20 protein-coding genes and 1 riboswitch are annotated in these 26359 nt (G+C 71.8%); of the genes, 14 read left to right on the top strand and 6 right to left on the bottom strand.

The window, feature by feature from the left end:
- Window positions 1–44: 44 nt before the first annotated feature.
- Window positions 45–278 (bottom strand): hypothetical protein, encoded by a 234-nt coding sequence (locus ACFWM7_RS17085; protein WP_006128079.1) that lies wholly within the window; start codon window positions 276–278, stop codon window positions 45–47.
- A gap of 449 nt (window positions 279–727) precedes the next feature.
- Between ACFWM7_RS17085 and ACFWM7_RS17080 the strand changes: the two genes are divergently transcribed.
- From ACFWM7_RS17080 to ACFWM7_RS17070, 3 genes are all read left to right on the top strand, one after another.
- Entirely contained in the window at window positions 728–2854 is a 2127-nt protein-coding gene (locus tag ACFWM7_RS17080) for a type IIA DNA topoisomerase subunit B (RefSeq protein ID WP_383261104.1), read from the top strand.
- Between the two features lie 209 nt (window positions 2855–3063).
- A complete protein-coding gene (locus tag ACFWM7_RS17075) occupies window positions 3064–3540 on the top strand; it encodes a DUF485 domain-containing protein (RefSeq protein ID WP_383261102.1) in 477 nt (158 codons plus the stop codon).
- On the top strand, window positions 3537–5129 hold the full coding sequence (locus ACFWM7_RS17070) for a cation acetate symporter (protein ID WP_383261099.1): 1593 nt from the start codon (window positions 3537–3539) through the stop codon (window positions 5127–5129). The genes ACFWM7_RS17075 and ACFWM7_RS17070 overlap by 4 nt, the downstream gene beginning before the upstream one ends.
- 42 nt (window positions 5130–5171) lie before the next feature.
- On the opposite strand, the gene ACFWM7_RS17065 is transcribed toward ACFWM7_RS17070, so the two are convergent.
- Window positions 5172–5846 (bottom strand): response regulator, encoded by a 675-nt coding sequence (locus ACFWM7_RS17065; protein WP_383261098.1) that lies wholly within the window; start codon window positions 5844–5846, stop codon window positions 5172–5174.
- Complete coding sequence (locus ACFWM7_RS17060) at window positions 5843–7579, bottom strand: ATP-binding protein (RefSeq protein ID WP_383261096.1); 1737 nt, start codon at window positions 7577–7579, stop codon at window positions 5843–5845. Before ACFWM7_RS17060 ends, ACFWM7_RS17065 begins: the two co-directional genes overlap by 4 nt.
- Window positions 7580–7772: 193 nt before the next feature.
- Between ACFWM7_RS17060 and ACFWM7_RS17055 the strand changes: the two genes are divergently transcribed.
- Window positions 7773–8792, top strand: coding sequence for a LacI family DNA-binding transcriptional regulator (locus ACFWM7_RS17055; protein WP_383261094.1), 1020 nt, complete (start codon window positions 7773–7775; stop codon window positions 8790–8792).
- 71 nt (window positions 8793–8863) lie between these two features.
- Here the strand turns inward: ACFWM7_RS17055 and ACFWM7_RS17050 are convergent, their stop codons facing one another.
- Entirely contained in the window at window positions 8864–10111 is a 1248-nt protein-coding gene (locus tag ACFWM7_RS17050) for a citrate synthase (RefSeq protein WP_383261092.1), read from the bottom strand.
- 122 nt (window positions 10112–10233) lie between these two features.
- Here ACFWM7_RS17050 and ACFWM7_RS17045 point away from each other — a divergent pair, with 122 nt between their 5' ends.
- Both ACFWM7_RS17045 and ACFWM7_RS17040 read left to right on the top strand, forming a co-directional pair.
- A complete protein-coding gene (locus ACFWM7_RS17045; RefSeq protein WP_383261090.1) occupies window positions 10234–11385 on the top strand; it encodes a citrate synthase/methylcitrate synthase in 1152 nt (383 codons plus the stop codon).
- Between the two features lie 23 nt (window positions 11386–11408).
- Window positions 11409–12536 (top strand): CobW family GTP-binding protein, encoded by a 1128-nt coding sequence (locus ACFWM7_RS17040; RefSeq protein ID WP_383261088.1) that lies wholly within the window; start codon window positions 11409–11411, stop codon window positions 12534–12536.
- 34 nt (window positions 12537–12570) lie between these two features.
- Here ACFWM7_RS17040 and ACFWM7_RS17035 read toward each other — a convergent pair whose 3' ends face one another.
- Window positions 12571–15027: a DNA topoisomerase (ATP-hydrolyzing) subunit A gene (locus ACFWM7_RS17035; protein ID WP_383261087.1), complete on the bottom strand. Its 2457-nt coding sequence runs from the start codon at window positions 15025–15027 to the stop codon at window positions 12571–12573.
- Between the two features lie 309 nt (window positions 15028–15336).
- On the opposite strand from ACFWM7_RS17035, the gene ACFWM7_RS17030 reads away from it, so the two are divergent.
- From ACFWM7_RS17030 to ACFWM7_RS17015, 4 genes are all read left to right on the top strand, one after another.
- On the top strand, window positions 15337–16698 hold the full coding sequence (locus ACFWM7_RS17030) for a M16 family metallopeptidase (RefSeq protein ID WP_383261107.1): 1362 nt from the start codon (window positions 15337–15339) through the stop codon (window positions 16696–16698).
- Window positions 16699–16724: 26 nt separating this feature from the next.
- Window positions 16725–18095 (top strand): M16 family metallopeptidase, encoded by a 1371-nt coding sequence (locus ACFWM7_RS17025; RefSeq protein WP_383261105.1) that lies wholly within the window; start codon window positions 16725–16727, stop codon window positions 18093–18095.
- A gap of 224 nt (window positions 18096–18319) precedes the next feature.
- Window positions 18320–18487, top strand: a riboswitch (cyclic di-AMP (ydaO/yuaA leader).
- A 14-nt stretch (window positions 18488–18501) separates the two neighbouring features.
- A complete protein-coding gene (locus ACFWM7_RS17020; protein ID WP_383261085.1) occupies window positions 18502–19323 on the top strand; it encodes a M23 family metallopeptidase in 822 nt (273 codons plus the stop codon).
- Between the two features lie 175 nt (window positions 19324–19498).
- Window positions 19499–20206, top strand: a complete 708-nt coding sequence (locus tag ACFWM7_RS17015) for a GntR family transcriptional regulator (protein ID WP_383261083.1) — start codon at window positions 19499–19501, stop codon at window positions 20204–20206.
- Between the two features lie 156 nt (window positions 20207–20362).
- On the opposite strand, the gene ACFWM7_RS17010 is transcribed toward ACFWM7_RS17015, so the two are convergent.
- Window positions 20363–20644, bottom strand: a complete 282-nt coding sequence (locus ACFWM7_RS17010) for an HPr family phosphocarrier protein (RefSeq protein WP_383261082.1) — start codon at window positions 20642–20644, stop codon at window positions 20363–20365.
- A gap of 96 nt (window positions 20645–20740) precedes the next feature.
- Between ACFWM7_RS17010 and ACFWM7_RS17005 the strand changes: the two genes are divergently transcribed.
- From ACFWM7_RS17005 to ACFWM7_RS16990, 4 genes are all read left to right on the top strand, one after another.
- Complete coding sequence (locus ACFWM7_RS17005; RefSeq protein ID WP_383261081.1) at window positions 20741–23620, top strand: GNAT family N-acetyltransferase; 2880 nt, start codon at window positions 20741–20743, stop codon at window positions 23618–23620.
- 65 nt (window positions 23621–23685) lie between these two features.
- Entirely contained in the window at window positions 23686–24282 is a 597-nt protein-coding gene (locus ACFWM7_RS17000) for a DUF5998 family protein (protein ID WP_383261079.1), read from the top strand.
- Entirely contained in the window at window positions 24282–25469 is a 1188-nt protein-coding gene (locus tag ACFWM7_RS16995) for an alkaline phosphatase family protein (RefSeq protein WP_383261077.1), read from the top strand. The genes ACFWM7_RS17000 and ACFWM7_RS16995 overlap by 1 nt, the downstream gene beginning before the upstream one ends.
- A 44-nt stretch (window positions 25470–25513) precedes the next feature.
- On the top strand, window positions 25514–26164 hold the full coding sequence (locus ACFWM7_RS16990; RefSeq protein WP_383261074.1) for a thymidine kinase: 651 nt from the start codon (window positions 25514–25516) through the stop codon (window positions 26162–26164).
- The last annotated feature ends 195 nt before the right edge of the window (window positions 26165–26359 follow it).

Below are 26359 nucleotides of genomic sequence, written 5' to 3'. Positions count from 1 at the left end.
GGCCGGTCCTGGACCGGCCCCTGGCTCGTCGTGGATGCGAGGTGTCAGTGTTGGTCCTCGTCGGCAGCAGCCGTCTGCACGGCAGTGAGCCGATCCGTCTCATCCTGTATTTCCGCGGCGATCTTCTTGAGTTCCGGCTCGAACTTGCGCCCGTGGTGGGCGCAGAAGAGCAGTTCACCGCCGCTGATCAGGACGACGCGCAGATATGCCTGGGCGCCGCAACGGTCACAGCGGTCTGCTGCGGTCAGCGGGCTCGCGGGGGTCAGAACAGTAGTCACGTCGCCTCTTCTCTAGCTCGACGAGCTGTCGTACCAGGGTCAACATCCAACCAGGCCGAAAACGTTCCCGCTCGTGGCTTTTCTTCGAAACTTCTTCTCGGTGTGGCTGTCTGTTGCCGGTTGGCGGCGAATGTGCCGTATGCGGAGCGCTACGGTTTCGCATTGCTTGTCTTAGGGGGTGTGTCCCGCCGGCCGGCTTGCCGGTTTGTTCATGAGGACGTGCCCGGAGCCTAAATGGTTCATGCGTCGAAGGGAACGTGATGTGCACGTCACTCCAACGAATGATCGAACATCCATGCGAGCCCGGATGAGGCTCGACTAGCATGAGGATTCCCCCGAGGGTGGCGTTACAACCGCTCTACCAGGCCTCTGTAGGCTCTCAGCGGCAACCGAAGCCCAGCCCGATACCCACGGGTGCCCCAGATGAAATTCAGCGAGGAGCGAACCGCGTGACCGCCGAAACGTCCGTGCCGTCCACCGCGATGCTGGCCGCAGCAGGCGGCGACCGGGACAGCTCCAACTACACCGCGCGGCACCTTCTCGTCCTCGAAGGTCTTGAGGCGGTCCGCAAGCGCCCCGGCATGTACATCGGGTCCACCGACAGCCGCGGCCTGATGCACTGCCTCTGGGAGATCATCGACAACTCCGTCGACGAGGCCCTCGGCGGCTACTGCGACCAGATCGAGGTCATCCTCCACGACGACGCCTCCGTGGAGGTCCGGGACAACGGCCGTGGCATCCCGGTCGACGTCGAGCCCAAGACGGGGCTCTCCGGCATCGAGGTCGTCATGACCAAGCTGCACGCCGGCGGCAAGTTCGGCGGCGGCTCCTACGCGGCCTCGGGCGGCCTCCACGGCGTCGGCGCCTCCGTCGTCAACGCCCTCTCCGCCCGCCTGGACGTCGAGGTCGACCGCAACAGCGCGACCCACTCCATCAGCTTCCGGCGCGGTGTCCCCGGCATGTTCACCGAGCAGGGGCCGGACAGCCCCTTCGACCCGGCGAACGGCCTGCGCAAGGGCAAGCGCGTCCCCAAGACCCGTACCGGTACCCGGGTGCGGTACTGGGCGGACCGGCAGATCTTCCTCAAGGACGCCAAGCTCAACCTGGACACGCTCTACCAGCGGGCCCGCCAGACGGCCTTCCTCGTCCCCGGCCTCACGATCATCGTCCGCGACGAGCGGGGGCTGGACGGCGAGGGCAAGACCGAAGAGACGTTCCGCTTCGACGGCGGCATCAGCGAGTTCTGCGAGTACCTGGCCCAGGACAAGGCCGTCTGCGACGTCCAGCGCCTCAGCGGCACGGGCACCTTCAAGGAGACCGTGCCCGTCCTCGACGACCGCGGTCACATGACCGCCACCGAGGTCACCCGCGAGCTGGCCGTCGACATCGCCCTGCGCTGGGGCACCGGCTACGACACGACCGTACGGTCGTTCGTGAACATCATCGCCACCCCCAAGGGCGGCACCCACGTCACCGGCTTCGAGCGCTCCCTGACCAGGACGGTGAACGAGGCGCTCCGCTCCGCCAAGATGCTGCGGGTCGCCGAGGACGACGTCGTCAAGGACGACGCCCTCGAAGGCCTCACCGCCGTCGTCACCGTGCGGCTCGCCGAGCCGCAGTTCGAGGGGCAGACCAAGGAGGTGCTCGGCACCTCGGCGGCCAACCGGATCGTCGCCGGCGTGGTCGCCAAGGAGCTCAAGGCGTTCCTGACCTCGACGAAGCGGGACGCCAAGGCGCAGGCCCGGGCGGTGCTGGAGAAGGCCGTGGCCGCCGCCCGCACCCGGATCGCGGCCCGCCAGCACAAGGACGCCCAGCGCCGCAAGACCGCGCTGGAGTCCTCCTCCCTGCCCGCCAAGCTGGCCGACTGCCGCAGCGACGACGTCGACCGCAGCGAGCTGTTCATCGTCGAGGGCGACTCGGCGCTCGGCACCGCCAAGCTGGCCCGGAACAGCGAGTTCCAGGCGCTGCTGCCGATCCGCGGCAAGATCCTCAACGTCCAGAAGTCGTCCGTCTCCGACATGCTGAAGAACGCCGAGTGCGGCGCGATCATCCAGGTCATAGGAGCCGGGTCCGGCCGGACCTTCGACATCGACGCCGCCCGCTACGGCAAGGTCATCATGATGACCGACGCCGATGTCGACGGCTCCCACATCCGCACCCTCCTGCTGACCCTCTTCCAGCGCTACATGCGCCCGATGGTCGAGGCCGGGCGGGTCTTCGCCGCGGTGCCCCCGCTGCACCGGATCGAGCTCGTCCAGCCCAAGAAGGGCCAGGACAAGTACGTCTACACCTACTCCGACAACGAACTGCGCCAGACCCTCCTGGAGTTCCAGCGCAAGAACGTCCGGATCAAGGAATCGATCCAGCGCTACAAGGGCCTGGGCGAGATGGACGCCGATCAACTGGCCGAGACGACGATGGACCCGCGCCACCGCACGCTGCGGCGCATCAACATCGGCGATCTGGAATCCTCCGAGCAGGTTTTCGACCTCCTCATGGGCAACGAGGTCGCGCCCCGCAAGGAGTTCATCACCAGCTCCGCCGCCACTCTGGACCGCTCGCGCATCGACGCCTGACCCCCGGACCCCGTACGGCCCCCGCTCCCGTCCCACCGGAGCGGGGGCCGCGTGCGTTTCCCGGGGCCTCGTCGGGGAAGCGCGCAGCCGTCCGGGACTTCTGTCACCTGAAGGGGTGAAGTCGGGCGAATGACGCGCCCGGAATCCTCCCGAACCGCCCATGGTTGGCCGTGCGGCCGAAAAGGTCGGCGGATCAGGGGAGTTGTTCGGTGGAGAAGGAAGCAGGGCCGGAGACCGCGGGAGTGCGGCTCGACGACCCGTGGGACGACGTGCCGGCCCCCGGCCGGTACGAACAGGACGGTACGGGAGGCGCCGAGACCCACGACGCGTCCGGGGCGGCGGTGCCGGACCCCGCACCCAGCGCGGCAGACATCTATCTCGAAGTGCACCGCAGCGCCGCCTTCCGCGAAGTGCGCCGCCGCTACCGCCGCTTCGTGGCCCCCGCCGCCCTCGCCTTCCTCCTCTGGTATCTCGCCTACGTCGTCGCCGCGACCACCGCCCCCGCTCTGATGGCCCGCCCGGTCGCCGGAGCGGTCAACGTCGCGATGGTGGCGGGGCTCGGCCAGTTCCTCACCACGTTCCTGCTCACCTGGGCGTACGCACGGCACGCGCGGCTGCGCAGGGACCGGGCGGCGCTCGATCTGCGCTGGGACACCCAGGAGATGACGAGAGGGCTCGGACGGTGAAAGGAGACCACCAGACACTCGCCCTGCTGCTGTTCAGCGCGTTCATCGCGGTGACGCTCTTCATCACCACCTGGGTCGGCCGCAACCGACAGGGCTCAGCCGAGGAGTTCTACGCCGGCGGACGCCTGTTCTCGCCCATGGAGAACGGATTCGCCATCGCCGGCGACTACATGTCGGCGGCCTCCTTCCTCGGCATCTCCGGGCTGATCGCCCTCTTCGGCTACGACGGCATGCTCTACTCCGTCGGCTTCCTCGTCGCCTGGCTGGTCGTCCTGCTGCTCGTCGCCGAACTCGTCCGCAACTGCGGCCGGTTCACGCTGGCCGACGTGGTCGCCGCGCGGATGGCGGAGCGCCCGGTGCGTACCGCCGTCGGCACCTCGTCCGTTACCGTCTCCGTGCTCTACCTGGTCGCCCAGATGGTCGGCGCGGGCAGCCTGGTGGCCCTGCTCCTGGGCGGTACGAGCGACGCGGCCCGGTCCTGGACCGTGGTCGGGGTCGGCGCGCTCATGGTGATCTACGTGTCCTTCGGCGGCATGCGCGCCACCACCTGGATCCAGATCGTCAAGGCCGTCCTGCTGATGGCCGGAGCCGTCGCGCTCACCGTGCTCGTCCTGGTCCACTTCCACGGCAACGTCAACAACCTGCTCAACGCCGCCGCCGAACGCAGCGGCCACGGCAAGGACTTCCTCGCCCCCGGCCTGCGCTACGGCGGCGACTGGACCTCACGCTTCGACTTCATCAGCCTGGGCGTGGCCCTCGTCCTCGGCACCGCGGGCCTGCCGCACATCCTGTCGCGCTTCTACACCGTGCCCACCGCCCGTGCCGCGCGTCGCTCGGTCGTCTGGTCCATCGGCCTGATCGGCAGCTTCTACCTGATGACGATCGTGCTCGGGTTCGGCGCCGCCGCGCTCGTCGGCTCCGCCGAGGTCCGTGCATCGAACGCGGCGGGCAACACCGCGGTACCGCTGCTGGCGCTCAATCTGGGCGGCGGCGAGGGGTCCACCGGTGGAACGATTCTCTTCGCCGTGGTCGCCGCCATCGCCTTCGCCACCATTCTGGCCGTCGTCGCAGGGATCACGCTCGCCTCGTCCGCCTCGGTCGCCCACGACCTCTACGCCTCGCTCCGCCGCCCCGGGCGCAAGAAGCGCAGCGAGGTCGCCGTGGCGCGTACCGCCGCCGCCGGAATCGGTGTGGTCGCGATCGGCCTCGGACTGCTCGCCCAGGACCTGAACGTCGCCTTCCTGGTGGGACTCGCCTTCGCCGTCGCCGCTTCGGCGAACCTCCCGGCCCTGCTCTACTCGCTGTTCTGGCGCAACTTCACCACCCGGGGCGCGGTCTGGGCGGTGTACGGCGGGCTGGTCCCGGCGGTCGTCCTGGTGCTGGTCTCGCCCGTCGTCTCGGGCAGCCCCACGTCCCTGTTCCCCGGCGTCGACTTCCAGCTCTTCCCGCTGGAGAACCCGGGCCTGGTCTCGATCCCGCTCGGCTTCCTGGCCGGCTGGATCGGTACGGTCACTTCGCCCGAGCCGCCCGACGAGGCCAGGCACGCCGAGGCCGAGGTCCGGGCGCTGACGGGGGCCGGGGCGGCCTAGCGGCGGGTAGACGACAGGCCCTGGGAGCCCGACCCTCCGGGCTCAGGAGCCGGTCCAGGCGTAACGGTGTTCCGGGCGGCCCGTCTCCCCGTACCGCAGCGTCAGCCGGACCTTGCCGGTGCGCTCCAGCAGCTTCAGATAGCGCTGGGCCGTCTGCCGGCTCATCCCCGCGCTGTCCGCGATCTCCTGGGCGGAGAGGGGGCCCTCGGCGCCGCGCAGGGCCCCCCGGACGAGTTCGGCGGTGGTGGGGGAGTGGCCCTTGGGGAGGGTCGGCTCGTCGGCGGCCCAGAGCGCGCCGAAGAGCCGGTCCACCTCCGCCTGCTCGGCCTCCCCGCCCCCGTCGAGCGTCTGCCGCAGCGCCGCGTACGCCTCCAGTTTCGAGCGCAGACCGGCGTACGTGAACGGCTTCACCAGGTACTGGAGCGCACCGTGCCGCATCGCGTCCTGCACGGTCGCGACGTCCCGGGCGGCCGTCACCATGATCACGTCGACCTGTCGGCCGAGGCGGCGCAGTTCCCGTACGACGGCGAGGCCGTTGCGGTCGGGCAGATAGTGGTCCAGCAGGATCAGGTCCACCGGTACCTCCTCGACGGTCGCCAGCGCCCCGGCCGCCGAGTGGGCCTGCGCGGCCACGTGGAAGCCGGGGATCTTGGCGACGTACGCCGCGTTGATCTGCGCCACCCGGACGTCGTCGTCCACGATCAGGACCTGGATCACCGCTGCTCTCCCGTCGTGGCCGGATGGGCGGAATGCGGCGTACCGTTCGGGGAACCCGCGGCGGGCCCGGTCACGGCCTCCGGACCGGGTCCGGGCTTGTCCACGGCCCCGGGCCCCGGCTCCGTCAGCGCCTCCGGCAGCACGACCGTGAACACCGCACCGCCCCCGTCCGCCCCGGACACCGTCACACTGCCTCCCTGGCGCTCCGCGAGCCTCCGTACGAGGGCGAGCCCGAGACCGCGTTTGCCGTGCGCGGGGACGTCCTTGGTGGACCAGCCCTCCGTGAAGATCGACGCGTGCTGCTCCTCCGGGACGCCGGGGCCGCTGTCGCGCACCTCCAGGACCACCGTACGGCCCTCGGTGCGCAGCCCGACCTCGATCCGCGCCCCGTCCGATCCGGCCGCCGCGTCTGTGGCGTTGTCGACGAGATTGCCCACCACGGTCACCAGGCCCCGGGGATCGACCACCCGGTCCGGCAGGAGGGTTCCCGGGGCCAGCCGCAGCGCGACACCGCGCTCGGCCGCCACCGTCGTCTTGCCGACGAGGAGGGCGGCCAGCAGCGGGTCCTGGACCTTCTCGGTGAGCTGCTCGGCCGTCGCCCGGTGGACGCCCACCACCTCCGTGACGAACTCCATCGCGTCCTCGTGCATCTCCAGCTCCAGCAGCCCCAGCAGGGTGTGCAGCCGGTTGGCGTGCTCGTGGTCCTGGGCGCGCAAAGCGTCGATCAGCCCCGTGGTGGAGTCGAGCTCACGGCCCAGATGCTCCAGCTCGGTCCGGTCGCGCAGGGTCACCACGGCTCCGCCGTCGTCCGTGGGCATCCGGTTGGCCAGCAGCACCCGGCTGCCCCGTACCGCCAGCAGGTCGTCGCCGACCACCCGCCCGGCCAGCACGTCCGTGGTCCGGCCGTCGCCCAGCACCTCCTCCAGCGGCCGGCCCGCCGCCTCCGGACCCAGGCCCAGCAGCCGTTGCGCCTCGTCGTTCAGCAGCCGGACGCGGCCGGCCCCGTCGAGGGCGACGACCCCTTCGCGGATGCCGTGCAGCATGGCCTCGCGTTCGGTCAGCAGCGCGGAGATGTCGGAGAAGGCCAGGTCGTGGGTCTGGCGTTGCAGCCGCCGGGAGATCAGGTAAGCGGCGAGTGCCCCGACCGCCAGGGCCCCGCCCGCGTACGCGAGCAGCCCCGGGATCGCCGCGAGGAGCCGGGCGCGGACGCTGTCGTAGGCGATCCCCACCGACACCGCGCCGATCACCTCGCCGGACGGGCCGTACAGCGGCACCTTGCCCCGTGCCGAACGGCCGAGGGTGCCGCTGTCGATCTCCATCACCTCGCGGCCGTGCAGCGCCTTACCGGGGTCGGTGGAGACGATCGCGCCGATCCGGTGGGTCTCGGGGTGCGACCAGCGCACCCCACGCTGGTTCATGACGACGACGTACTCCGCGCCGGTCGCCCGCCTGACCCGCTCAGCGGCCGACTGGACCGGGCCCCGGTCCGACGGGTCCGTGCTGCTCAGGTGCTCCACGATGTCCGGGTCGGCGGCGGTGGACTGGGCGATGGCCAGGGCGCGGCGCATCGCCTGGTCGTCCAGCTGGTCGCTGAGGGGGGCCAGGAAGAGGCCGGTGACCAGGATCGTCACACCGGTGATGATGGCCAGCTGCATCAGCAGGACCTGGGAGAAGACCCGCTGGGGCCAGCTGAACCGGCGCGGTCCCCGGCCGGGGGTCGGTGGGGCGTTCATCGTAGAGACGGTAAGGGGCGGGCGGCCGGGGTGGAAATTCGGCCGCTTACCGCAGTGCGTCCGCTCCTTCGCCGTGCGTACCTCTTGCCTCACGGCGCTGTGTCTGTGAGCGTTCCGGCTGTACCGGTGCGCGTTCCGGAAGAGTTCCCCCGCAACGCAATCTTCTTGCACTTCTTGCGCTAATCTTGCGCTCATGACGCGACGACTTGCTCAAGTGGCCCAGAAAGTGGGAGTCAGCGAGGCGACGGTCAGCCGGGTGCTGAACGGCAAGCCGGGCGTCTCCGACGCCACCAGGCAGGCCGTCCTCTCCGCGCTGGACGTCCTCGGCTACGAGCGCCCGACCCAGCTGCGCGGCGAACGGGCCCGGCTGGTCGGGCTGGTCCTGCCCGAGCTGCAGAACCCGATCTTCCCGGCCTTCGCCGAAGTGGTCGGCGGCGCACTCGCCCAGCAGGGGCTGACCCCGGTGCTCTGCACCCAGACCAAGGGCGGCGTCTCCGAGGCCGACTACGTCGAACTGCTCCTCCAGCAGCAGGTCTCCGGCGTCGTCTTCGCGGGCGGCCTCTACCACCAGGCCGACGCCCCGCACGATCACTACAAGGTGCTCGCCGACCGCAAGATCCCCGTCGTGCTGATCAACGCGGCCATCGAGCATCTCGGCTTCCCGGGCGTCTCCTGCGACGACTCCGTCGCCGTCGAGCAGGCCTGGCGCCACCTCGTCTCGCTCGGCCACGAGCGCATCGGACTCGTCCTCGGCCCGTCCGACCACGTGCCCTCGCAGCGCAAGCTCGCCGCCGCCCGGGTGCTCGCCGAGGAGACCCGCACGAGCATCCCCGACGAGTGGGTGGCCCGGGCCATGTTCTCGCTGGAGGGCGGGCAGGCCGCCGCCATGCGGCTGCTGGAGCGCGGTGTCACCGGCATCATCTGCGCCAGCGACCCGCTCGCGCTGGGCGCCGTGCGCGCCGCCCGCCGCCGGGGGCTCTCGGTGCCCGGCGACGTGTCGGTCGTCGGCTACGACGACTCGGCCTTCATGAACTGCACCGATCCGCCCCTGACCACCGTCCGCCAGCCCATCGAGGCCATGGGGCGGGCGGCCGTGGAGCTGCTCTCGGTGCAGATCGGCGGGAGGGCCGTGCCCTCGGACGAGCTGCTGTTCGAGCCGGAGCTGGTGGTGCGCGGGTCGACCGCCCAGCCTCCGCGCGAGAATTCCCTGTGATCCGTAGCTAATTTGCGCTCCTCAGGGCCCTTGGTCCGGACCTGGCGCCTCGCGTAGCGGCGGAGTCCTGGTCAGGGGAGCGGCTGCGGGGGCCGGGGGCCGGTGTACTGCCCGCTCGGCCGGATGCGGAGCGGGCGCTCGCCGTACTCCTCCAGCGCGTGGGCGATCCAGCCCGCGGTGCGGGACACCGCGAACACGGTCTCGCCCGCGTCCGCCGGCATCCCCCGGGAGACGGACAGGACGGCCAGGGCCAGGTCGATGTTGGCGTGCAGCGGAGCGTGCCGCGCCGTCGTGGCCACCACCTCGCGGGCCGCCGCCAGCGCCCCGGCCGCCTGCGGCACCTCCGCCAGCAGCTCGAACAGGACCGTCGCCCGGGGGTCCTCGCCCCGGTACAGCCGGTGGCCCAGGCCCGGCACCCGCCGCCCGGTCCGCAGATGATCGGCGACCACGGGAACCGCGCTGCCCCGGTCCACCGCTTCCCGGAGCATCCGGTGCGCCAGGCCGCTCGCCGCACCGTGCAGCGGCCCTTCCAGCACCCCGAGCCCCGCCGAGACCACGGCGTACGGGTGGGCCCGCGCGGAGGCGGCGACCCGGGCGGCCAGGGTGGAGGCCGCCAGGTCGTGGTCGATCAGGAGCGCCAGGGCCGCGTCCAGCACGGCGAGGGACGGGGCGTCGGCCGGCTCCGCGGTGAGCCGTGACCACAGCTCCCGCGCCAGACGACCCCCTTCGTCCTCCGGTTCGCCCAGCGTCGGCAGGGCGCCCACCAGCGTCGGGATCAGGCTCCGGGCGCTGCTCAGCACCGCTTCCGGCGACAGGTCGAACCGCAGCGGGTCCGTGGCCGCGGCAGCGGTCACCGCCACCCGCAGCCGGTCGGTCGACCCGCTGTGCACGGGCAGCGCGTCGACCGCCCTGCGGGCCGCCGAGAGAGTCCCGGCGGACGCGGTGAACCGGGCGCCGGGCCGCGGCTCGCCCGTCCACAGCCACTCGGCGACCTCCTCGTAGCCGTACCGCCGGGCCAGCTCCGTCGCGTCGACCCCGCGGAAATAGCAGCGGTCGCCCTCGATGAGCGTGATGCCGGTGCGGAAGGCGAGGTCGCCCCCGGCCGGGGCGGGATCCCGTCGCCCCGAGCGCCGCGCCAGCGCTCGGACCTCCTCCGCGTCGAACGTGCTGCCCCGCCCCCCGGCGGCCCGCGCGCTGCTCAGCTGGCCCCGGCTGACATAGGCGTACACCGTTTCCGGCTTCACGCCCAGCAGTTCGGCGGCCTGCCGGGTGGTCAGCCGGGGTGCGTCGTGCCGGTCGGGCTCTGGTTGATCCGTCATGGAACCACCGTATCCACTTCGCATGAACATTGATTCAATCAATGTTGACAGACCTCAAGTCAAGCATGGACAGTCGAATCAATGTCGCATGCACGGTTGCGTGCACGGAGGAGAGAGCAGCCATGACCACCACCCCTGTCGCCCCCATCCCCCGCGGCCTCGCCGGCGTCGTCGTCACCGACACCGCCCTCGGCGACGTCCGCGGCCGCGAAGGCTTCTACCACTACCGCCAGTTCTCGGCGATCGAGCTGGCGCGGACCCGCGGCTTCGAGGACGTCTGGTACCTGATGTTCCACGGGGAGCTGCCCGACCGGGCCGCGGCCGCCGATTTCGCGGCCCGTACGGCGAGCCTGCGCGCGCTCCCCGCCGACGTGACCGAGGCCCTCCCGGCCATCGCCCGCGCGAGCGCCGTCTCCGGCCCGCTCGCCGGACTGCGCACCGCGCTCTCCCTGCTCGGCGCCTCGGCCGGCTTCCGCCCGGTGTACGACATCGGGGCCGAGCGCCGACGCGAGGACGCGCTGGTCGCCTGCGCGGCCGTACCGACGATCCTGACCGCCCTCCACCGGCTCGGCCAGGGCCGGGAGCCGGTCGAACCCCGCGAGGACCTGCCGCACGCCGCGAACTATCTGTACATGCTGACCGGGGCGGAGCCGGAGCCCGAGAAGGTCCGGGCGATCGAGCAGTACCTCATCTCGACCGTCGACCACGGCTTCAACGCCTCCACCTTCACCGCCCGCGTCGTCGCCTCCACCGGAGCCGACCTGGCCGCATGCCTGGTCGCGGCGGTCGGCGCACTCTCCGGACCGCTGCACGGCGGGGCCCCCAGCCGGGCCCTGGACACCTTGGACGCCATCGGCACCCCCGACCGGATCGACGGCTGGATCCGCGAACAGGTCCTCTCCGGCCGCCGCATCATGGGCTTCGGCCACCCCGTCTACCGCACCGAGGACCCGCGCTCCCGGATGCTCAAGTCCCTCGCCCAGGGTTTCGGCGGCCCGCTCGTCGACTTCGCCGTGGAGGTGGAGGCCCAGGTCGAGGCCATCCTCGCCGAGCTCAAGCCGGGCCGGGAGCTGCACACCAACGTGGAGTTCTACGCCGGAGTGGTCATGGAGCTGTGCGGGCTGCCGCGCGCGATGTTCACCCCCACCTTCTGTGCGGCGCGAGTGATCGGCTGGAGCGCCAATATCCTGGAGCAGGCGGAGGACTCGAAGATCATCCGCCCGGCGGCCCGCTACGTCGGCGCACCTCCGCCGCAGCCGGTCCCGGCACCCTGACGACGTCCCCAGGAAGGCCCCCGTTGACCCCGCCCCGTACCCCGCAGATCCCGGTCGTCGTCCTGGCGGGCTTCCTCGGCTCCGGCAAGACCACGCTCCTGAACCATCTGCTCCGCAACCGGGCGGGCACCCGTATCGGCGTGATCGTCAACGACTTCGGGGCCATCGAGATCGACGCCATGACCGTCTCGGGGCAGGTCGGCTCGACGGTCTCGCTGGGCAACGGCTGCCTGTGCTGCGCCGTCGACGCGAGCGAACTCGACACCTTCCTGGAGACCCTGACCCGGCCCTCTGCCCGGCTGGACGTGATCGTCATCGAGGCGAGCGGTCTGGCCGAACCCCAGGAACTCGTCCGCATGCTGCTGGCCAGCGACAACCCGCACATCCTGTACGGGGGTCTCGTCGAGGTAGTCGACGCGGCGGAGTTCGACGCCACCCGGCAGCGGTACCCCGAGCTCGACCGCCACCTGGCCGTCGCCGACCTCGTCGTCCTGAACAAGACCGACCGGGTGGGGGAGGCCGAACGGGAGCGGCTGCGGGCGACGGTCGCGGAGCTGAGCGGCCCCGCCGCCGTGATCTCCGCCGTGCACGGCCGGATCGACCCCGAGCTGCTCTTCGACCCCGCGCTGCGGCCGGACCACGAGGAGATGGCGGGGCAGTTGAGCTTCGAGGACCTGCTGCGCGGGGAGGGGTGCGACGAGCACGAGGGGTGCGACGGGCACGGGCACGCCGACCACCTCCACGCGGCGTACGAGAGCGTCGACTTCACCGCCGACGTGCCGATGGACCCGCGCCGCTTCATGGCGTTCCTCGACTCGCGGCCCGAAGGCCTCTACCGCATCAAGGGGTTCGTCGACTTCGGCGCGGGGGACCGGGACAACACCTACGCGCTGCACGCGGTCGGCCGGTTCCTGCGCTTCGTTCCCCAGCCGTGGGCGCGCGGCGAGCAGCGCCTCACCCAGCTCGTCATGATCGGAGCGGGCATCGACGCCGACGCGCTGACGGCCGGGCTCGCCGCCTGCCGCGCGGAGCCGGAGCCCGACGCCTCGGACACCGAACGCGCCATGTGGGGCGTGCTCCGCTACGTACCGGAGCCCGCCCACGAAGGGGACGCGGAGGCCGGAATGCAGGAAGCGGCCACGGAGGGGTAACGCCCTCGCGGCCGCTCCTCCCCGTACGACAGCGTCAGTACAGCGGCGGTCCCGCGATCACGGCCACCTTCTCCAGCAGCGGCGTGCCCGAACCGTCCCGCCTCGGGTCCGGCTCCGACAGCTTCGCCGGGGTGCCGTTCTTCTGGGCGGCCCGCGCCGGGGTGGGGCCGGCCCAGGCGAACACCAGGACGTCCTCGCCCTTCAGGAACCGCTGGCAGCGCACTCCGCCGGTCGCCCGGCCCTTGCGCGGATACTGGTCGAACGGGGTGAGCTTGGACGTCAGCACCGAGTCGTCCAGCGTGCCGTGCGAGCCGGCCACCGTGAAGACGATCGCCTCGGCCGCCGGGTCCACCGCCGTGAACGACAGCACCTCGGCCCCGGCCGCGAGCTTGACGCCCGCCATGCCCCCGGCGGGCCGGCCCTGCGGGCGCACCGAGCCCGCAGGGTAACGGAGCAACTGGGCGTCGGAGGTGATGAACACCAGGTCCTCCTCGCCCGTACGCAGCTCGGTCGCACCCACGATGCGGTCACCGTCCTTGAGGGTGATGACCTCCAACTCGTCCTTGTTGGCCGGGTAGTCCGGCACGACGCGCTTCACCACGCCCTGAAGGGTGCCGATCGCGAGCCCCGGCGAGGCCTCGTCGAGCGTCGTGAGACAGATCAGCTCCTCGTCCGCCTCCAGGCTGAGGAACTCGGAGATCTGGGCCCCGCCCGAGAGATTCGGCTCCGCGTGCGTGTCCGGCAGTTGCGGCAGGTCGATCACCGAGAGCCGCAGCAGCCGGCCCGTGGAGGTCACCGCCCCGACATCACCGCGTGCCGTCGCCGCCACCGCCGACACGATCACATCGTGCTTGGTCCGCCGGGCGTCCTCGGAGATCTCGACCGGCTCCGCGTTCGCCGTACGCGCCAGCAGCCCCGTCGAGGAGAGCAGCACCCGGCACGGGTCGTCCGCCACCTCCAGCGGCACGGACGCGATCTGCGACGCGGCCGACTCCAGCAGCACCGTGCGCCGGTCCGTGCCGAACTTCTTCGCCACGGCCGCCAGCTCCGAGGAGACCAGCTTGCGCAGCTCCGCGTCCGACTCCAGGATCGCGGTCAGCGCCTCGATCTCGCCGTTGAGCTTGTCGCGCTCGCTCTCCAGCTCGATCCGGTCGAAACGGGTGAGGCGGCGCAGCGGGGTGTCCAGGATGTACTGCGTCTGGATCTCGCTCAGCGAGAAGTGCGCCATCAGGCGCTCCTTCGCCTGCGAGGAGTTGTCGCTGTCCCGGATGATCCGGATGACCTCGTCGATGTCGAGGAGCGCGACGATCAGACCCTCGACCAGATGCAGCCGGTCGCGGCGCTTGGTGCGGCGGAACTCGCTGCGCCGGCGCACCACCTCGAAGCGGTGGTCGAGATAGACCTCCAGCAGTTCCTTGAGGCCCAGGGTGAGCGGCTGGCCGTCGACCAGCGCCACGTTGTTGATGCCGAAGGACTCCTCCATCGGCGTCAGCTTGTAGAGCTGCTCCAGCACCGCTTCCGGCACGAAGCCGTTCTTCACCTCGATGACCAGACGCAGGCCGTGCGCCCGGTCGGTGAGGTCCTTGACGTCGGCGATGCCCTGGAGCTTCTTCGCCGAGACCAGGTCCTTGATCTTGGCGATCACCTTCTCCGGACCGACGGTGAAGGGCAGTTCGGTGACGACGAGGCCCTTGCGGCGCGCCGTCACGTCCTCCACGGCGACGGTGGCGCGGATCTTGAACGTGCCGCGGCCCGCCGTGTACGCGTCCTTGATGCCGTTCAGCCCGACGATGCGGCCGCCGGTGGGCAGGTCGGGGCCGGGGACGAAACGCATCAGCGTCTCGACGTCGGCGCCCGGGTGCTTGATCAGGTGGCGGGCGGCGGCGATGACCTCGCCCAGATTGTGCGGGGGCATGTTGGTGGCCATGCCCACGGCGATCCCGGAGACGCCGTTGACCAGGAGGTTGGGGTAGGCAGCGGGGAGGACGACCGGCTCGCGCTCCTGGCCGTCGTAGTTCGACTGGAAATCGACGGTGTCCTCGTCGATCGCCTCGGTCATCAACGACGTGGCATCGGCCATCCGGCACTCGGTGTACCGCATGGCGGCCGGCGGGTCGTCGTTGCCGAGGGAGCCGAAGTTGCCGTGGCCGTCGACCAGAGGAAGCCGCATCGAGAACGGCTGCGCCATCCGCACCAGGGCGTCGTAGATCGACGCGTCACCGTGGGGGTGCAGCTTGCCCATGACCTCGCCGACCACGCGCGCGCACTTCACATAGCCGCGGTCGGGGCGCAGTCCCATCTCGTTCATCTGGGACACGATGCGCCGGTGCACCGGCTTCATGCCGTCGCGGGCGTCGGGCAGGGCCCTGGAGTAGATCACCGAGTACGCGTACTCGAGGAAGGAGCCCTGCATTTCGTCGACGACGTCGATGTCGAGGATCTTCTCCTCGAAGTCGTCCGGCGGCGGGGTCTTCGTGCTACGGCGGGCCATCGCGGCTGCGACTCCTTCACGGATTCTGTTCGGGCGACCTGAGCTTGTTCGGGACAACACGAGCTACTGACGCGGTCCATTGTGGACCGCCGCACTGACAACGCCGACCTCGACCCGTCCGGAGGCATGTCCGGAGCCCCGTCCTCAGCCCGGTCCGAAGCGGCCCGGGCGGTACGTCCGCGGCGGCGTCCGCGACACCATGACGGAAACATCCGCCGAACGGGAACTTCGCCAGGTGCCGGTGCGCTTGCTTAGAGTGGCAGGTCTGGCAGGAAGTCCAGTATCGCGATCGAAGGGACGTACATGCCCATGGGTCACACGGCCACCGCACAGGCCGGCTCCGGCGGCTTGACAGCGACCGAGCACCGCCTGGCCAACGGCCTGCGTGTGGTGCTCTCCGAGGACCATCTGACCCCGGTCGCCGCGGTCTGCCTCTGGTACGACGTCGGCTCGCGCCACGAGGTCAAGGGACGCACCGGTCTGGCTCACCTCTTCGAGCACCTGATGTTCCAGGGCTCGGGCCAGGTCAAGGGGAACGGTCACTTCGAGCTCGTCCAGGGGGCCGGCGGCTCGCTCAACGGGACGACCAGCTTCGAGCGGACCAACTACTTCGAGACCATGCCCACCCACCAGGTGGAGCTGGCGCTCTGGCTGGAAGCCGACCGGATGGGCTCCCTCCTCGCCGCGCTCGACGAGGAGTCCATGGAGAACCAGCGCGACGTCGTCAAGAACGAACGCCGCCAGCGCTACGACAACGTGCCCTACGGCACTGCGTTCGAGAAGCTGACCGCCCTCTCCTACCCCGAGGGCCACCCCTACCACCACACCCCGATCGGCTCCATGGCCGACCTGGACGCGGCCACGCTGGAGGACGCCCGCGCGTTCTTCCGTACGTACTACGCGCCCAACAACGCGGTGATCTCGGTGGTCGGCGACATCGACCCCGAGCAGACCCTCGCCTGGATCGAGAAGTATTTCGGCTCCATCCCCTCCCACGACGGCAAGCAGCCGCCGCGCGACGGGACGCTGCCCGAGGTCATCGGCGAGCAGCTGCGCGAAGTGGTCCACGAGGAGGTCCCGGCGCGCGCCCTGATGGCCGCCTACCGCCTCCCGCACGACGGCACCCGCGCCTGCGACGCCGCCGACCTGGCGCTCACCGTGCTCGGCGGCGGCGAGTCCTCCCGGCTGCACAACCGCCTGGTCCGCCGCGACCGTACGGCGGTGGCGGCGGGCTTCGGGCTGCTGCGGCTCGCCGGGGCGCCCTCGCTGGGCTGGCTGGACGTGAAGACCTCCGGCGGTGTCGAGGTGGAGACGATCGAGGCCGCCGTCGACGAGGAGCTGGCCCGGTTCGCCGCCGAGGGGCCCACCCCCGAGGAAATGGAGCGGGCCCAGGCGCAGTTGGAGCGCGAGTGGCTCGACCGGCTCGGCACGGTCGCCGGCCGCGCCGACGAACTGTGCCGTTACGCCGTCCTGTTCGGTGACCCGCAGCTCGCCCTGACCGCCGTGGGCCGCGTCCTGGACGTCACCGCCGAGGAGGTGCGCGCGGCGGCCGAGGCAGCCCTGCGCCCCGACAACCGGGCGGTGCTGGTCTACGAGCCCATCGAGCCGGCCGACGAGGCGGACGAGGATGCCGAAGAGGCCACTGACGCGCCCGAGGGGGCGGACAAGTGAGCGACGCCGCCGTGACTGGAGTAGCCATGGAGTTCCACCCGCAGCCCACCGCCGGCACGGCCCGCCCCTGGGCCTTCCCGGCGCCCGAACGCGGCGCCCTGCCCAACGGGCTGACCGTGCTGCGCTGCCACCGCCCCGGCCAGAAGGTCGTCGCCGTGGAAATCTTCCTGGACGCGCCGCTGGAGGCCGAGCCCGAGGGCCTGGACGGCGTGGCCACGATCATGTCGCGGGCGCTCTCCGAGGGCACCGACAAGCGCAGCGCCGAGGAGTTCGCCGCCGAGCTGGAGCGCTGCGGCGCCACGCTCGACGCGCACGCCGACCACCCCGGCGTCCGGGTCTCCCTGGAGGTTCCCGCCTCCCGGCTGGCCAAGGCGCTCGGGCTGGTCGCCGAGGCGCTCCGGGCCCCCGCCTTCACCGAGAGCGAGATCGAGCGCCTGGTGGGCAACCGCCTCGACGAGATCCCGCACGAGCACGCCAACCCGTCCCGGCGCGCCGCCAAGCAGCTCTCCAAGGAGCTGTTCCCGGCCACCGCCCGGATGTCCCGCCCGCGTCTGGGCACCGAGGAGACGGTCCGGCGGATCGACCAGGCCGCCGTCCGCGCCTTCTTCGACGCCCACATCCGCCCGTCCACCGCGACGGCCGTGATCGTCGGCGACCTCACCGGCATCGACCTGGACGCGCTGCTGGCGGAGACCCTCGGAGACTGGTCGGGCAACGCGGGCCAGGCCCGCCCGGTGCCGCCCATCACGGCGGACGACACCGGTCGCGTGGTCATCGTGGACCGCCCCGGCGCGGTCCAGACCCAGCTGCTGATCGGCCGGATCGGCGCCGACCGCCACGAGCGCGTGTGGCCCGCTCAGGTGCTCGGTACGTACTGCCTGGGCGGCACCCTCACCTCCCGTCTCGACCGGGTGCTGCGCGAGGAGAAGGGCTACACCTACGGGGTGCGCGCCTTCGCCCAGGTGCTGCGCTCCTCCGGCCCCGACTCGGGCGGCGCGGCGATGCTCGCGATCAGCGGCTCGGTGGACACCGAGTCCACCGGACCGGCCCTGGACGACCTCTGGAAGGTCCTGCGGACGCTGGCCGCCGAGGGGCTGACCGACGCCGAGCGCGAGACGGCCGTGCAGAACCTGGTGGGCGTCGCCCCGCTGAAGTTCGAGACCGCCGCCTCCGTCGCGAGCACGCTGGCCGACCAGGTCGAGCAGCACCTCCCCGACGACTACCAGGCCCACCTCTACGCCCGGCTCGCCGAGACCGGCACCGTCGAGGCGACCGCCGCGGTGGTCAGCGCCTTCCCGGTGGACCGGCTGGTCACGGTCCTCGTGGGGGACGCCGCGCAGATCGAGGAGCCGGTGAAGGCCCTCGGCATCGGAGAGGTGTCCGTCGTCACCGGCTGACACACCGTTGCGGCCCACTGCCGTGAACAGGACCCCGACGAAAGAAAATTCGCCGGGGTCCTGCGCTTTTGCCCGTTTGGTGAACTTCACCCCCTTCGTGGCAGAGGTTGCCTGTCTGCCCTGTGGGATGCGCGACAAATCCCCTTGTCCGTTTGGTGCGGGGAAGTCGTCCCGCCTAGCGTCGGCTCGGCTGTCCGTCACCCGTATGCCGCACCCGCGGCGCCGGGCAGTCATCGCCGAGTCCCCGTCAGGCGCGAGCCTGGGGAGCCGGGGACCCAACGCAGTCCCTGGGGTGAATCGGAGGCCCGTGCCGCGAACCGGCGCGGGGATCCGTAGGAGACCTTCCTGCTCCGAACCCGTCAGCTAACCCGGTAGGCGAGAAGGAAGGAAAGGAACCAGCCCCTCCATGGCGTTCACCCGTGCCACCGGGAAGCACCGTGCCCCGAGCCGCCTCACGCGCCGGAGCGCCCACGTCGCCGGCATCGCGGCCCTGGCCACCACCGGAGTCATCGGCTCGCTGTCCTCCCCGGCCCTCGCCGCGGACACCGAGGCCGCCAAGGTCGCCGACACCGGCCTCACCCAGGCCATCTCCCTCGACGCCACCCTCGCCGAGCAGATCGACGCCCAGGCCCACGCCCAGAAGCAGCAGGCCGAGGCGGTCGCGAAGGCGAAGGCCAAGGCCGCCGCCGAGGCCCGCGAGAAGGCCGCCAAGGCCAAGGCGAAGGCCGAGGCCGAGGCCGAGCGCAAGGCCGAGGCCCGCGCCAAGGAGGTCCGCGAGGAGAAGGCCCGTGCCGCCCGCGCCGCCGAGCGCGCCCGGCTGAACGCCTTCCACCTCCCGGTGGCCGGCTCTCACGTCACCACCGGCTACAACACCGGCGGCTCCCTCTGGTCCTCCGGCAGCCACTCCGGCGTGGACTTCCAGGCCGCCTCCGGCAGTTCCGTCGTCGCGGTCGGCGCCGGCACGGTCGTCGAGGCCGGCTGGGGCGGCGCGTACGGCAACAACATCGTGCTCCGGATGACGGACGGCACGTACACCCAGTACGGCCACCTCTCCTCGATCGGCGTCTCCGTCGGCCAGAGCGTCTCCTCCGGCCAGCAGATCGGGCTCTCCGGCTCCACCGGCAACTCCACCGGCCCGCACCTGCACTTCGAGGCCCGCACCAGCCCCGACTACGGCTCCGACATGGACCCCGTCGGCTACCTGCGCTCGCACGGCCTCAACGTCTGACCCACCCCGTACGACCCCGTCCGAAGGCCCCGCACCCGCCGGGGCCTTCGCAATTCCGGCGTGAAGATATCCACGGATTCCGACCTCCCATCGGAAATTCCGACGGATTGTCATAGAGTCACGGAACAGACGTCGGGCGGCCGCGTTTCGCGGGGATCAAGGCGGAGGTTCGGATATGCGCATTCCCGCGCATTCGGTATGCACGGCAATCCGTGACGACATCGTCTCCGGTGTCTACGAGCGCGGCAGCCGCCTCACCGAGGAGTTGCTGGCCCGCCGCTACGGGGTCTCCCGCGTCCCGGTCCGCGAGGCGCTGCGCACCCTGGAGTCCGAGGGCTTCGTGGTCACCCGTAGACACGCCGGCGCCTGTGTGGCCGAGCCCACCGTGCAGGAGGCGGCCGACCTCCTGGAGGTGCGGACGCTCCTGGAGCCACTGGGTGCGGCCCGCGCCGCCCAGCGCCGCACGGAAGCCCATCTCAAGGTGCTCCGCGGCCTGGTCAGGCTGGGCCAGGAGCGGGCCCGCCGGGGCGAGGGCGAGGATCTGCGCTCGCTGGGCGGCTGGTTCCACGAGACCCTCGCCCAGGCCTCCGGCAGCCCCGGGCTCATCGCGTTGCTCACCCAGCTCCGGCACAAGATCGCCTGGATGTACGCGGTCGAGCAGGAGGCCCGCCCGGCCGACGCCTGGGCCGAGCGCGGCGCGATCGTGGACGCCGTGGCGCGCGGCGACGCGGAACGGGCGAGGGCGCTGACCGCCCAGCACGCGGAACGCTTCACCGCCGCGCACCGGCTCCGCCGCCCGGATCTCCCGGGGCGGCGCACCACACCCGTTCCCCCGGTGAGAACTTCGCAACACGGCGTAAACACGGCGGGCGTCCGGCATTAACAAATGCGCCGTATACAAAGAGAAGTAATTGCGGAGCGTTATTTACGCTGCCCGATTATCGAGGTGCAGCTCTCTCCCGAGAACGAAAGAGCCGTGATCCCTTCACGGGGTCACGGCTCTCGCGGGTCGTATCCGGACGGACCGGAGCCGGAGGGGTCAGACGGTCTCCGGAAGCTCTTCCAGGCCCTCGGCGACCAGCTTCGCCAGCCGGTCCAGAGCGGCCTCGGCGTCGTCCGCGTCGGACGCGAGCACGATCTCCTCGCCGCCGTGTGCGCCCAGGCCGAGCACGGCGAGCATGGATGCGGCGTTCACCGGGTTGCCGTCGGCCTTGGCGATCGTCACGGGGACGCCGGAGGCCGTGGCGGCACGGACGAAGATGGAAGCGGGGCGGGCGTGCAGGCCCTCGGCCCAACCGACGTTTACGCGGCGCTCAGCCATGGTTCTGCCCTTCACATATCAACGGTTGTCTAGACCAGTCTCTCATGCAGTGCGTGGTGCTGTGCCCGGCCTCCCGTCCGGCCGTAGGCTTTGGCCATGGAGCCCACGCCGGAACAGAGTCCGCATCACGCGTACCCCGACCACTGGGAAGCGGACGTGGTGCTCCGCGACGGTGGCACCGCGCGCATCAGGCCGATCACCACGGACGACGCCGAGCGACTGGTCAGCTTCTACGAGCAGGTGTCCGACGAGTCGAAGTACTACCGCTTCTTCGCCCCGTATCCCCGCCTATCCGACCGGGACGTGCGCCGCTTCACCCATCACGACTACGTCGACCGGGTCGGACTGGCGGTCACGAGCGGCGGAGAGTTCATCGGGACCGTCCGCTACGACCGCATCGACGACACGGGCCGCCCCGCCTCCGCCCCCGCCGACGAGGCCGAGGTCGCCTTCCTCGTCCAGGACGCCCACCAGGGCCGCGGCGTCGCGTCGGCGCTGCTCGAACACATCGCCGCGGTCGCCCGCGAGCGCGGCATCCGGCGCTTCGCCGCCGAGGTGCTCCCCGCCAACAACAAAATGATCAAGGTGTTCCGGGACGGCGGTTACAGCCAGCGCCGCAGCTTCGAGGACGGCTCCGTCCACCTCACCCTCGACCTCGAACCCACCGAGAAGTCCCTCGCCGTCCAGCGCGGCCGCGAACAGCGCGCCGAGGCCCGCTCGGTGCAGCGCCTCCTCGCCCCCGGCTCCGTCGCGGTCATCGGCACCGGTCGCACCCCCGGCGGCGTGGGCCGCACGGTCCTGCGCAACCTCCTCGCCGTCGGCTACACCGGCCGCACCTACGCCGTGAACCGCGCCTTCGACGAGGGCCTCGCCACCCTCGACGGGGTTCCCGCCCACCGCTCGCTCGGCGAGATCGACGAGCAGGTCGACCTCGCCGTCATCGCCGTCCCCGCCCACCGGGTGCCCGAGGCCGTCGCCGACTGCGGCGAGCACGGCGTCCAGGGCCTGGTCGTCCTCTCCGCCGGTTACGCCGAGCGGGGCGCCGAGGGCCGCGAGCTCCAGCGCGAACTGGTCCGCCAGGCCCGCTCGTACGGCATGCGGATCATCGGCCCGAACGCCTTCGGCATCATCAACACCGCCGAGACCGTCCGGCTGAACGCCTCCCTCGCCCCCGAGTCGCCCGCCCGCGGCCGGATCGGCCTGTTCACCCAGTCCGGCGCGATCGGCATCGCCCTGCTCTCCGGCCTCCACCGGCGCGGCGCCGGCCTGTCCTCGTTCATCTCGGCGGGCAACCGGGCCGACGTCTCCGGCAACGACTTCCTCCAGTACTCCTTCGAGGACGCGGACACCGACGTCGCCCTGCTCTACCTCGAATCCCTCGGCAACCCCCGCAAGTTCACCCGCCTCGCGCGCCGCACCGCCGCCGTGAAGCCCGTCGTCGTGGTGAAGGGCGCCCGGCACAGCGGCTCCACCCCGCCCGGCCACGCGGTCCCGGTCAGCCGCATCCCCGACGCCACGGTCTCCGCGCTGATGCGCCAGGCCGGCGTCATCCGCGTCGACACCGTGACCGAGATGGTCGACGCCGGGCTCCTGCTGGCGGGCCAGCCGCTCCCGGCCGGCCCCCGGGTCGCCATCCTCGGCAACTCCGAGTCCCTCGGCCTGCTGACGTACGACGCCTGCCTGGCCGAGGGGCTGCGCCCGCGCCCGCCGATCGACCTCACCACCGCCGCCTCCCCGCAGGACTTCCGCGACGCGCTGGCCGAGGCGCTCGCGGACGGGACCTGCGACGCGGTGATCGTCACCGCCATCCCGTGGGTGGGGGAGAACGGGGAGGCCGAGACCGGTGACGGCCAGGTGCTGGCCGAGGCCCTGACCAAGGCGGTGGCCGGGGGATCGGCCAAGCCGGTGGCCGTCGTCCACGTCGAGATCGGCGGCCTCGCCGAAGCCCTGGCCGCCGCGAGCAGCACGGCGGCCCCACGCCCCCGGACGGTGACGCCCGCCGCCCAGCCCCCGGCGGCCCCCGCGCCGGCGGCAGGCCGGGACACGACCACGGGCCCGGACCCGAGCATGCCCACCGCCCCCGAAACCCCGCCCCGCCCCGGCCGCATCCCCGCCTACCCCGCCGCCGAGCGCGCCGTACGGGCTCTCGCCGAGGCCGTGAAGTACGCCCAGTGGCGGCGGCAGGCGGCCGTGCCGGGCAAAATCCCCGAGTTCCTCGACGACACCATCGACGAGGCCGGGGCCGCCGCCCTGATCGAGGCGCAGCTCGCCACCGCCCCCGACCCGCGCGGACGCCCGCTCACCCACGACGAGGCCCGCGAACTGCTCGGCCGCTACGGCATCGACGTACGCCCCACGCTCCCCGCCCCCGACCCCGAGGCGGCCGTCGCGGCGGCGGCCCGGCTCGGCTACCCCGTCGCCCTCAAGACCACCGCGCCCCACCTGCGCCACCGCGCCGACCTCGGCGGGGTCCGCCTCGACGTCGCCGACGAGGAGGCGCTGCGCCGGGCGTACGGCGAACTCACCGACCTCCTCGGCAAGCCCGCCGAACTGCTCCCCGTCGTCCAGGCGATGGCCCCGCGCGGCGTCGACACCGTCGTCCGGGCCTCCATCGACGCGGCCGCCGGGGCCGTCCTCTCCTTCGGCCTGGCGGGCGCACCCTCCGAACTGCTCGGCGACACCGCGCACCGGCTGGTCCCCGCCACCGACCGTGACGCCGCCGAGCTGATCCGGTCCATCCGGGCGGCCCCGGTGCTGTTCGGCTGGCGTGGCTCGGCCCCGGTCGACACGGCCGCGCTCGAAGAGCTGCTGCTCAGGCTGTCCCGGCTGGTCGACGACCACCCCGAGGTGGTCTCCGTCGCCCTCGAACCGGTCGTGGTCGCCCCGCAGGGACTGACCGTGCTCGGCGCGAGCGTCCGGCTCGCCCCACCGCCCGCCCGGGGCGACGTCGGCCCCCGCCGCCTTCCGAACTACTGAGACCCACCGGCCGGTGGCCACCGGGGCGTCCCCGGCAGTCACCGGCCCGCCGTAGGATGGTGCTCATGGCAAAGACCGGTACGACGACCCAGGGGCTGCGCGCGGCGATCGAGCGCAGCGGCTACTACCCGGCCCTCGTGGCCGAGGCGGTGGAGGCCGCCGTCGGCGGGGAGCCGGTCGCCTCGTACCTGGTGCACCAGGAGACCACGTTCGACTCCAACGAGGTCCGCCGTCACGTCACGGTCCTCGTCCTGACCGAGCACCGGTTCATCGTCAGCCACACCGACGAGCAGGCCGCCGACACCAGCTCGCCGACGCCGTACGCCACCACCTCCACCGAGTCGGTGAAGGTGGAGCGGATCTCCTCCGTCGTGGTCAGCCGAGTGGTGGCCAACCCGGAGAAGTACGTCCCGGGCACCCTGCCCCGCGAGGTCGTCCTGACCATCGGCTGGGGCGCGGTCTCCCGGATCGACCTGGAGCCCGCCGCCTGCGGCGACTCCAACTGCGAGGCCGACCACGGCTACACCGGCAGCTCCACCGCCGACGACCTGAGCCTGCGGGTCAGCGAGGCCGGGGACGGCCCCGACGCGGTGCGCCAGACCCTCGCCTTCGCCCAGTCCCTCTCCGAGGCCACGGCCGCCACCGCGGCGAGTGGCCGCTGATGGCCCAGCCCGCCTGGCAGGACCCCGTCCCGCTGTCCCTCGACGCCGCGCCCGTCCCGGAGTACGGCAGCGGCTCGCTCGCCGACCTGCTGCCGACGCTCGCCGCCGGACAGGAGGTGCCGGGCTTCACCGCCATGATCCCCGAGCTGACCCCGGCCGACCGGAACTGCGTCTTCCTGATCGACGGCCTCGGCTGGGAGCAGATCAAGGCCCATCCCGACGAGGCCCCCTTCCTGCACTCGCTCCTCCCCACCTCCCGCGGCGGCACCGGCCGCCCGCTCACGGCGGGCTTCCCCTCCACCACCGCGACCTCGCTCGCCTCCGTCGGTACGGGGCTGCCGCCCGGCGAGCACGGCCTGCCCGGCTACACCGCGCGCAACCCGGAGACCGGCGAGCTGATGAACCAGCTCCGCTGGAAGCCGTGGACCGCGCCCAAGGTCTGGCAGCCCTACCCCACGGTCTTCCAGCTCGCCGACGCCGCGGGCGTGCACACCGCGCAGGTCTCCGCGCCGACGTTCGAGCAGACGCCGCTGACCAAGGTCGCGCTCAGCGGCGGCTCCTTCCTCGGCCGTCTCTCCGGCGAGGACCGGATGGACGTCGCCGCCCAGCGCTTGGCCGCCGGCGACCGCTCGCTCGTCTACACGTACTACAGCGAGGTCGACGGCAAGGGCCACCGCTTCGGCACGGACTCCGACGCCTGGCGTGGCCAGATGATGTACGTCGACGGGCTCGCCCGACGCCTCGCCGAGCAGCTCCCGCCGCGCTCGGCGCTCTACATCACCGCCGACCACGGCATGATCGACATCCCCTTCGACGAGCAGTCCCGGATCGACTTCGACGAGGACTGGGAGCTGAGCGCGGGCGTCGCCCTCCTCGGCGGCGAGGGCCGCGCCCGCCACGTGTACGCGGTGCCGGGCGCGCAGTCCGACGTCCTGGCCGTCTGGCGCGAGGTCCTCGGCGAGCAGTTCTGGATCGCGAGCCGGGACGAGGCCGTCGCGGCCGGCTGGTTCGGTCCGACGATCGACGAGCGGGTCTACGGCCGGATCGGCGACGTCGTCGCCGCCGCCCACGACGACGTGATCATCACGGCCTCCGTCAACGAGCCGCACGAGTCGGCGATGACGGGCGTGCACGGTTCCCTGACCCCCGTGGAACAGCTCGTCCCCCTCCTCGAAGTACGCTCGTAACCCCTCCCGCCGTACCACCCCCTCCGAAAGGTGCTCGACCCCTCATGCCCGAGCTGGTGTTCTTCTCCGGAACCATGGACTGCGGAAAGAGCACGCTGGCCCTGCAGATCGGTCACAACCGCTCGGCCCGGGGCCTCCAGGGCGTGATCTTCACCCGGGACGACCGGGCGGGGGAGGGCAAGCTCTCCTCCCGGCTCGGCCTGGTGACGGAGGCGGTCGAGGCCGGCGAGGGCATGGACCTCTACGCCTACCTCGTCACGCGGCTCTCGAAGGGCGGCAAGGCGGACTACGTGATCGTGGACGAGGCCCAGTTCCTGGCGCCTGACCAGATCGACCAGCTCGCCCGGATCGTGGACGAACTCGCCATGGACGTCTTCGCCTTCGGTATCACCACGGACTTCCGCACCAAGCTCTTCCCCGGCTCGCAGCGTCTGATCGAACTCGCGGACCGGGTCGAGCAGCTCCAGGTCGAGGCCCTGTGCTGGTGCGGCGCCCGCGCCACGCACAACGCCCGCACGGTGGACGGCGAGATGGTGGTGGAGGGCGCGCAGGTCGTGGTCGGCGATGTGTACCGCCCGGCGGAGAAGATCGGCTACGAGGTCCTGTGCCGCCGCCACCACCGCAAGCGCATGACGAGCGCCGCGGCTCACGCCGGCGCTCTCTCCCCGGATGTCCTCCCGGTCAACCACGCCTGACCGCCGGGTCGTAGCGGCCCGGACCGTCCCCGTCCGGAGGCCGGCCTTCCCCGCGGAGGCCGACCACCGGCAGGGGGAACCGTTCAAGCCCCTGTGCGTCTCTTAGACCGTGTCCTACATGGTCAGTTTGAGGAATCGTTTGTAGCAGCAGAGAGCGGCTGCCAGTCCGAGAAAGGCCAGGTAGTTGCCTGGTTT

It is taken from the genome of Streptomyces sp. NPDC058375 (genome assembly GCF_042723425.1).
In the GTDB taxonomy this organism is placed as follows: domain Bacteria; phylum Actinomycetota; class Actinomycetes; order Streptomycetales; family Streptomycetaceae; genus Streptomyces; species Streptomyces durocortorensis.
The sequence above is the reverse complement of the archived record's forward strand: the minus strand, read 5'-3'. Positions and strand labels throughout refer to the sequence as shown.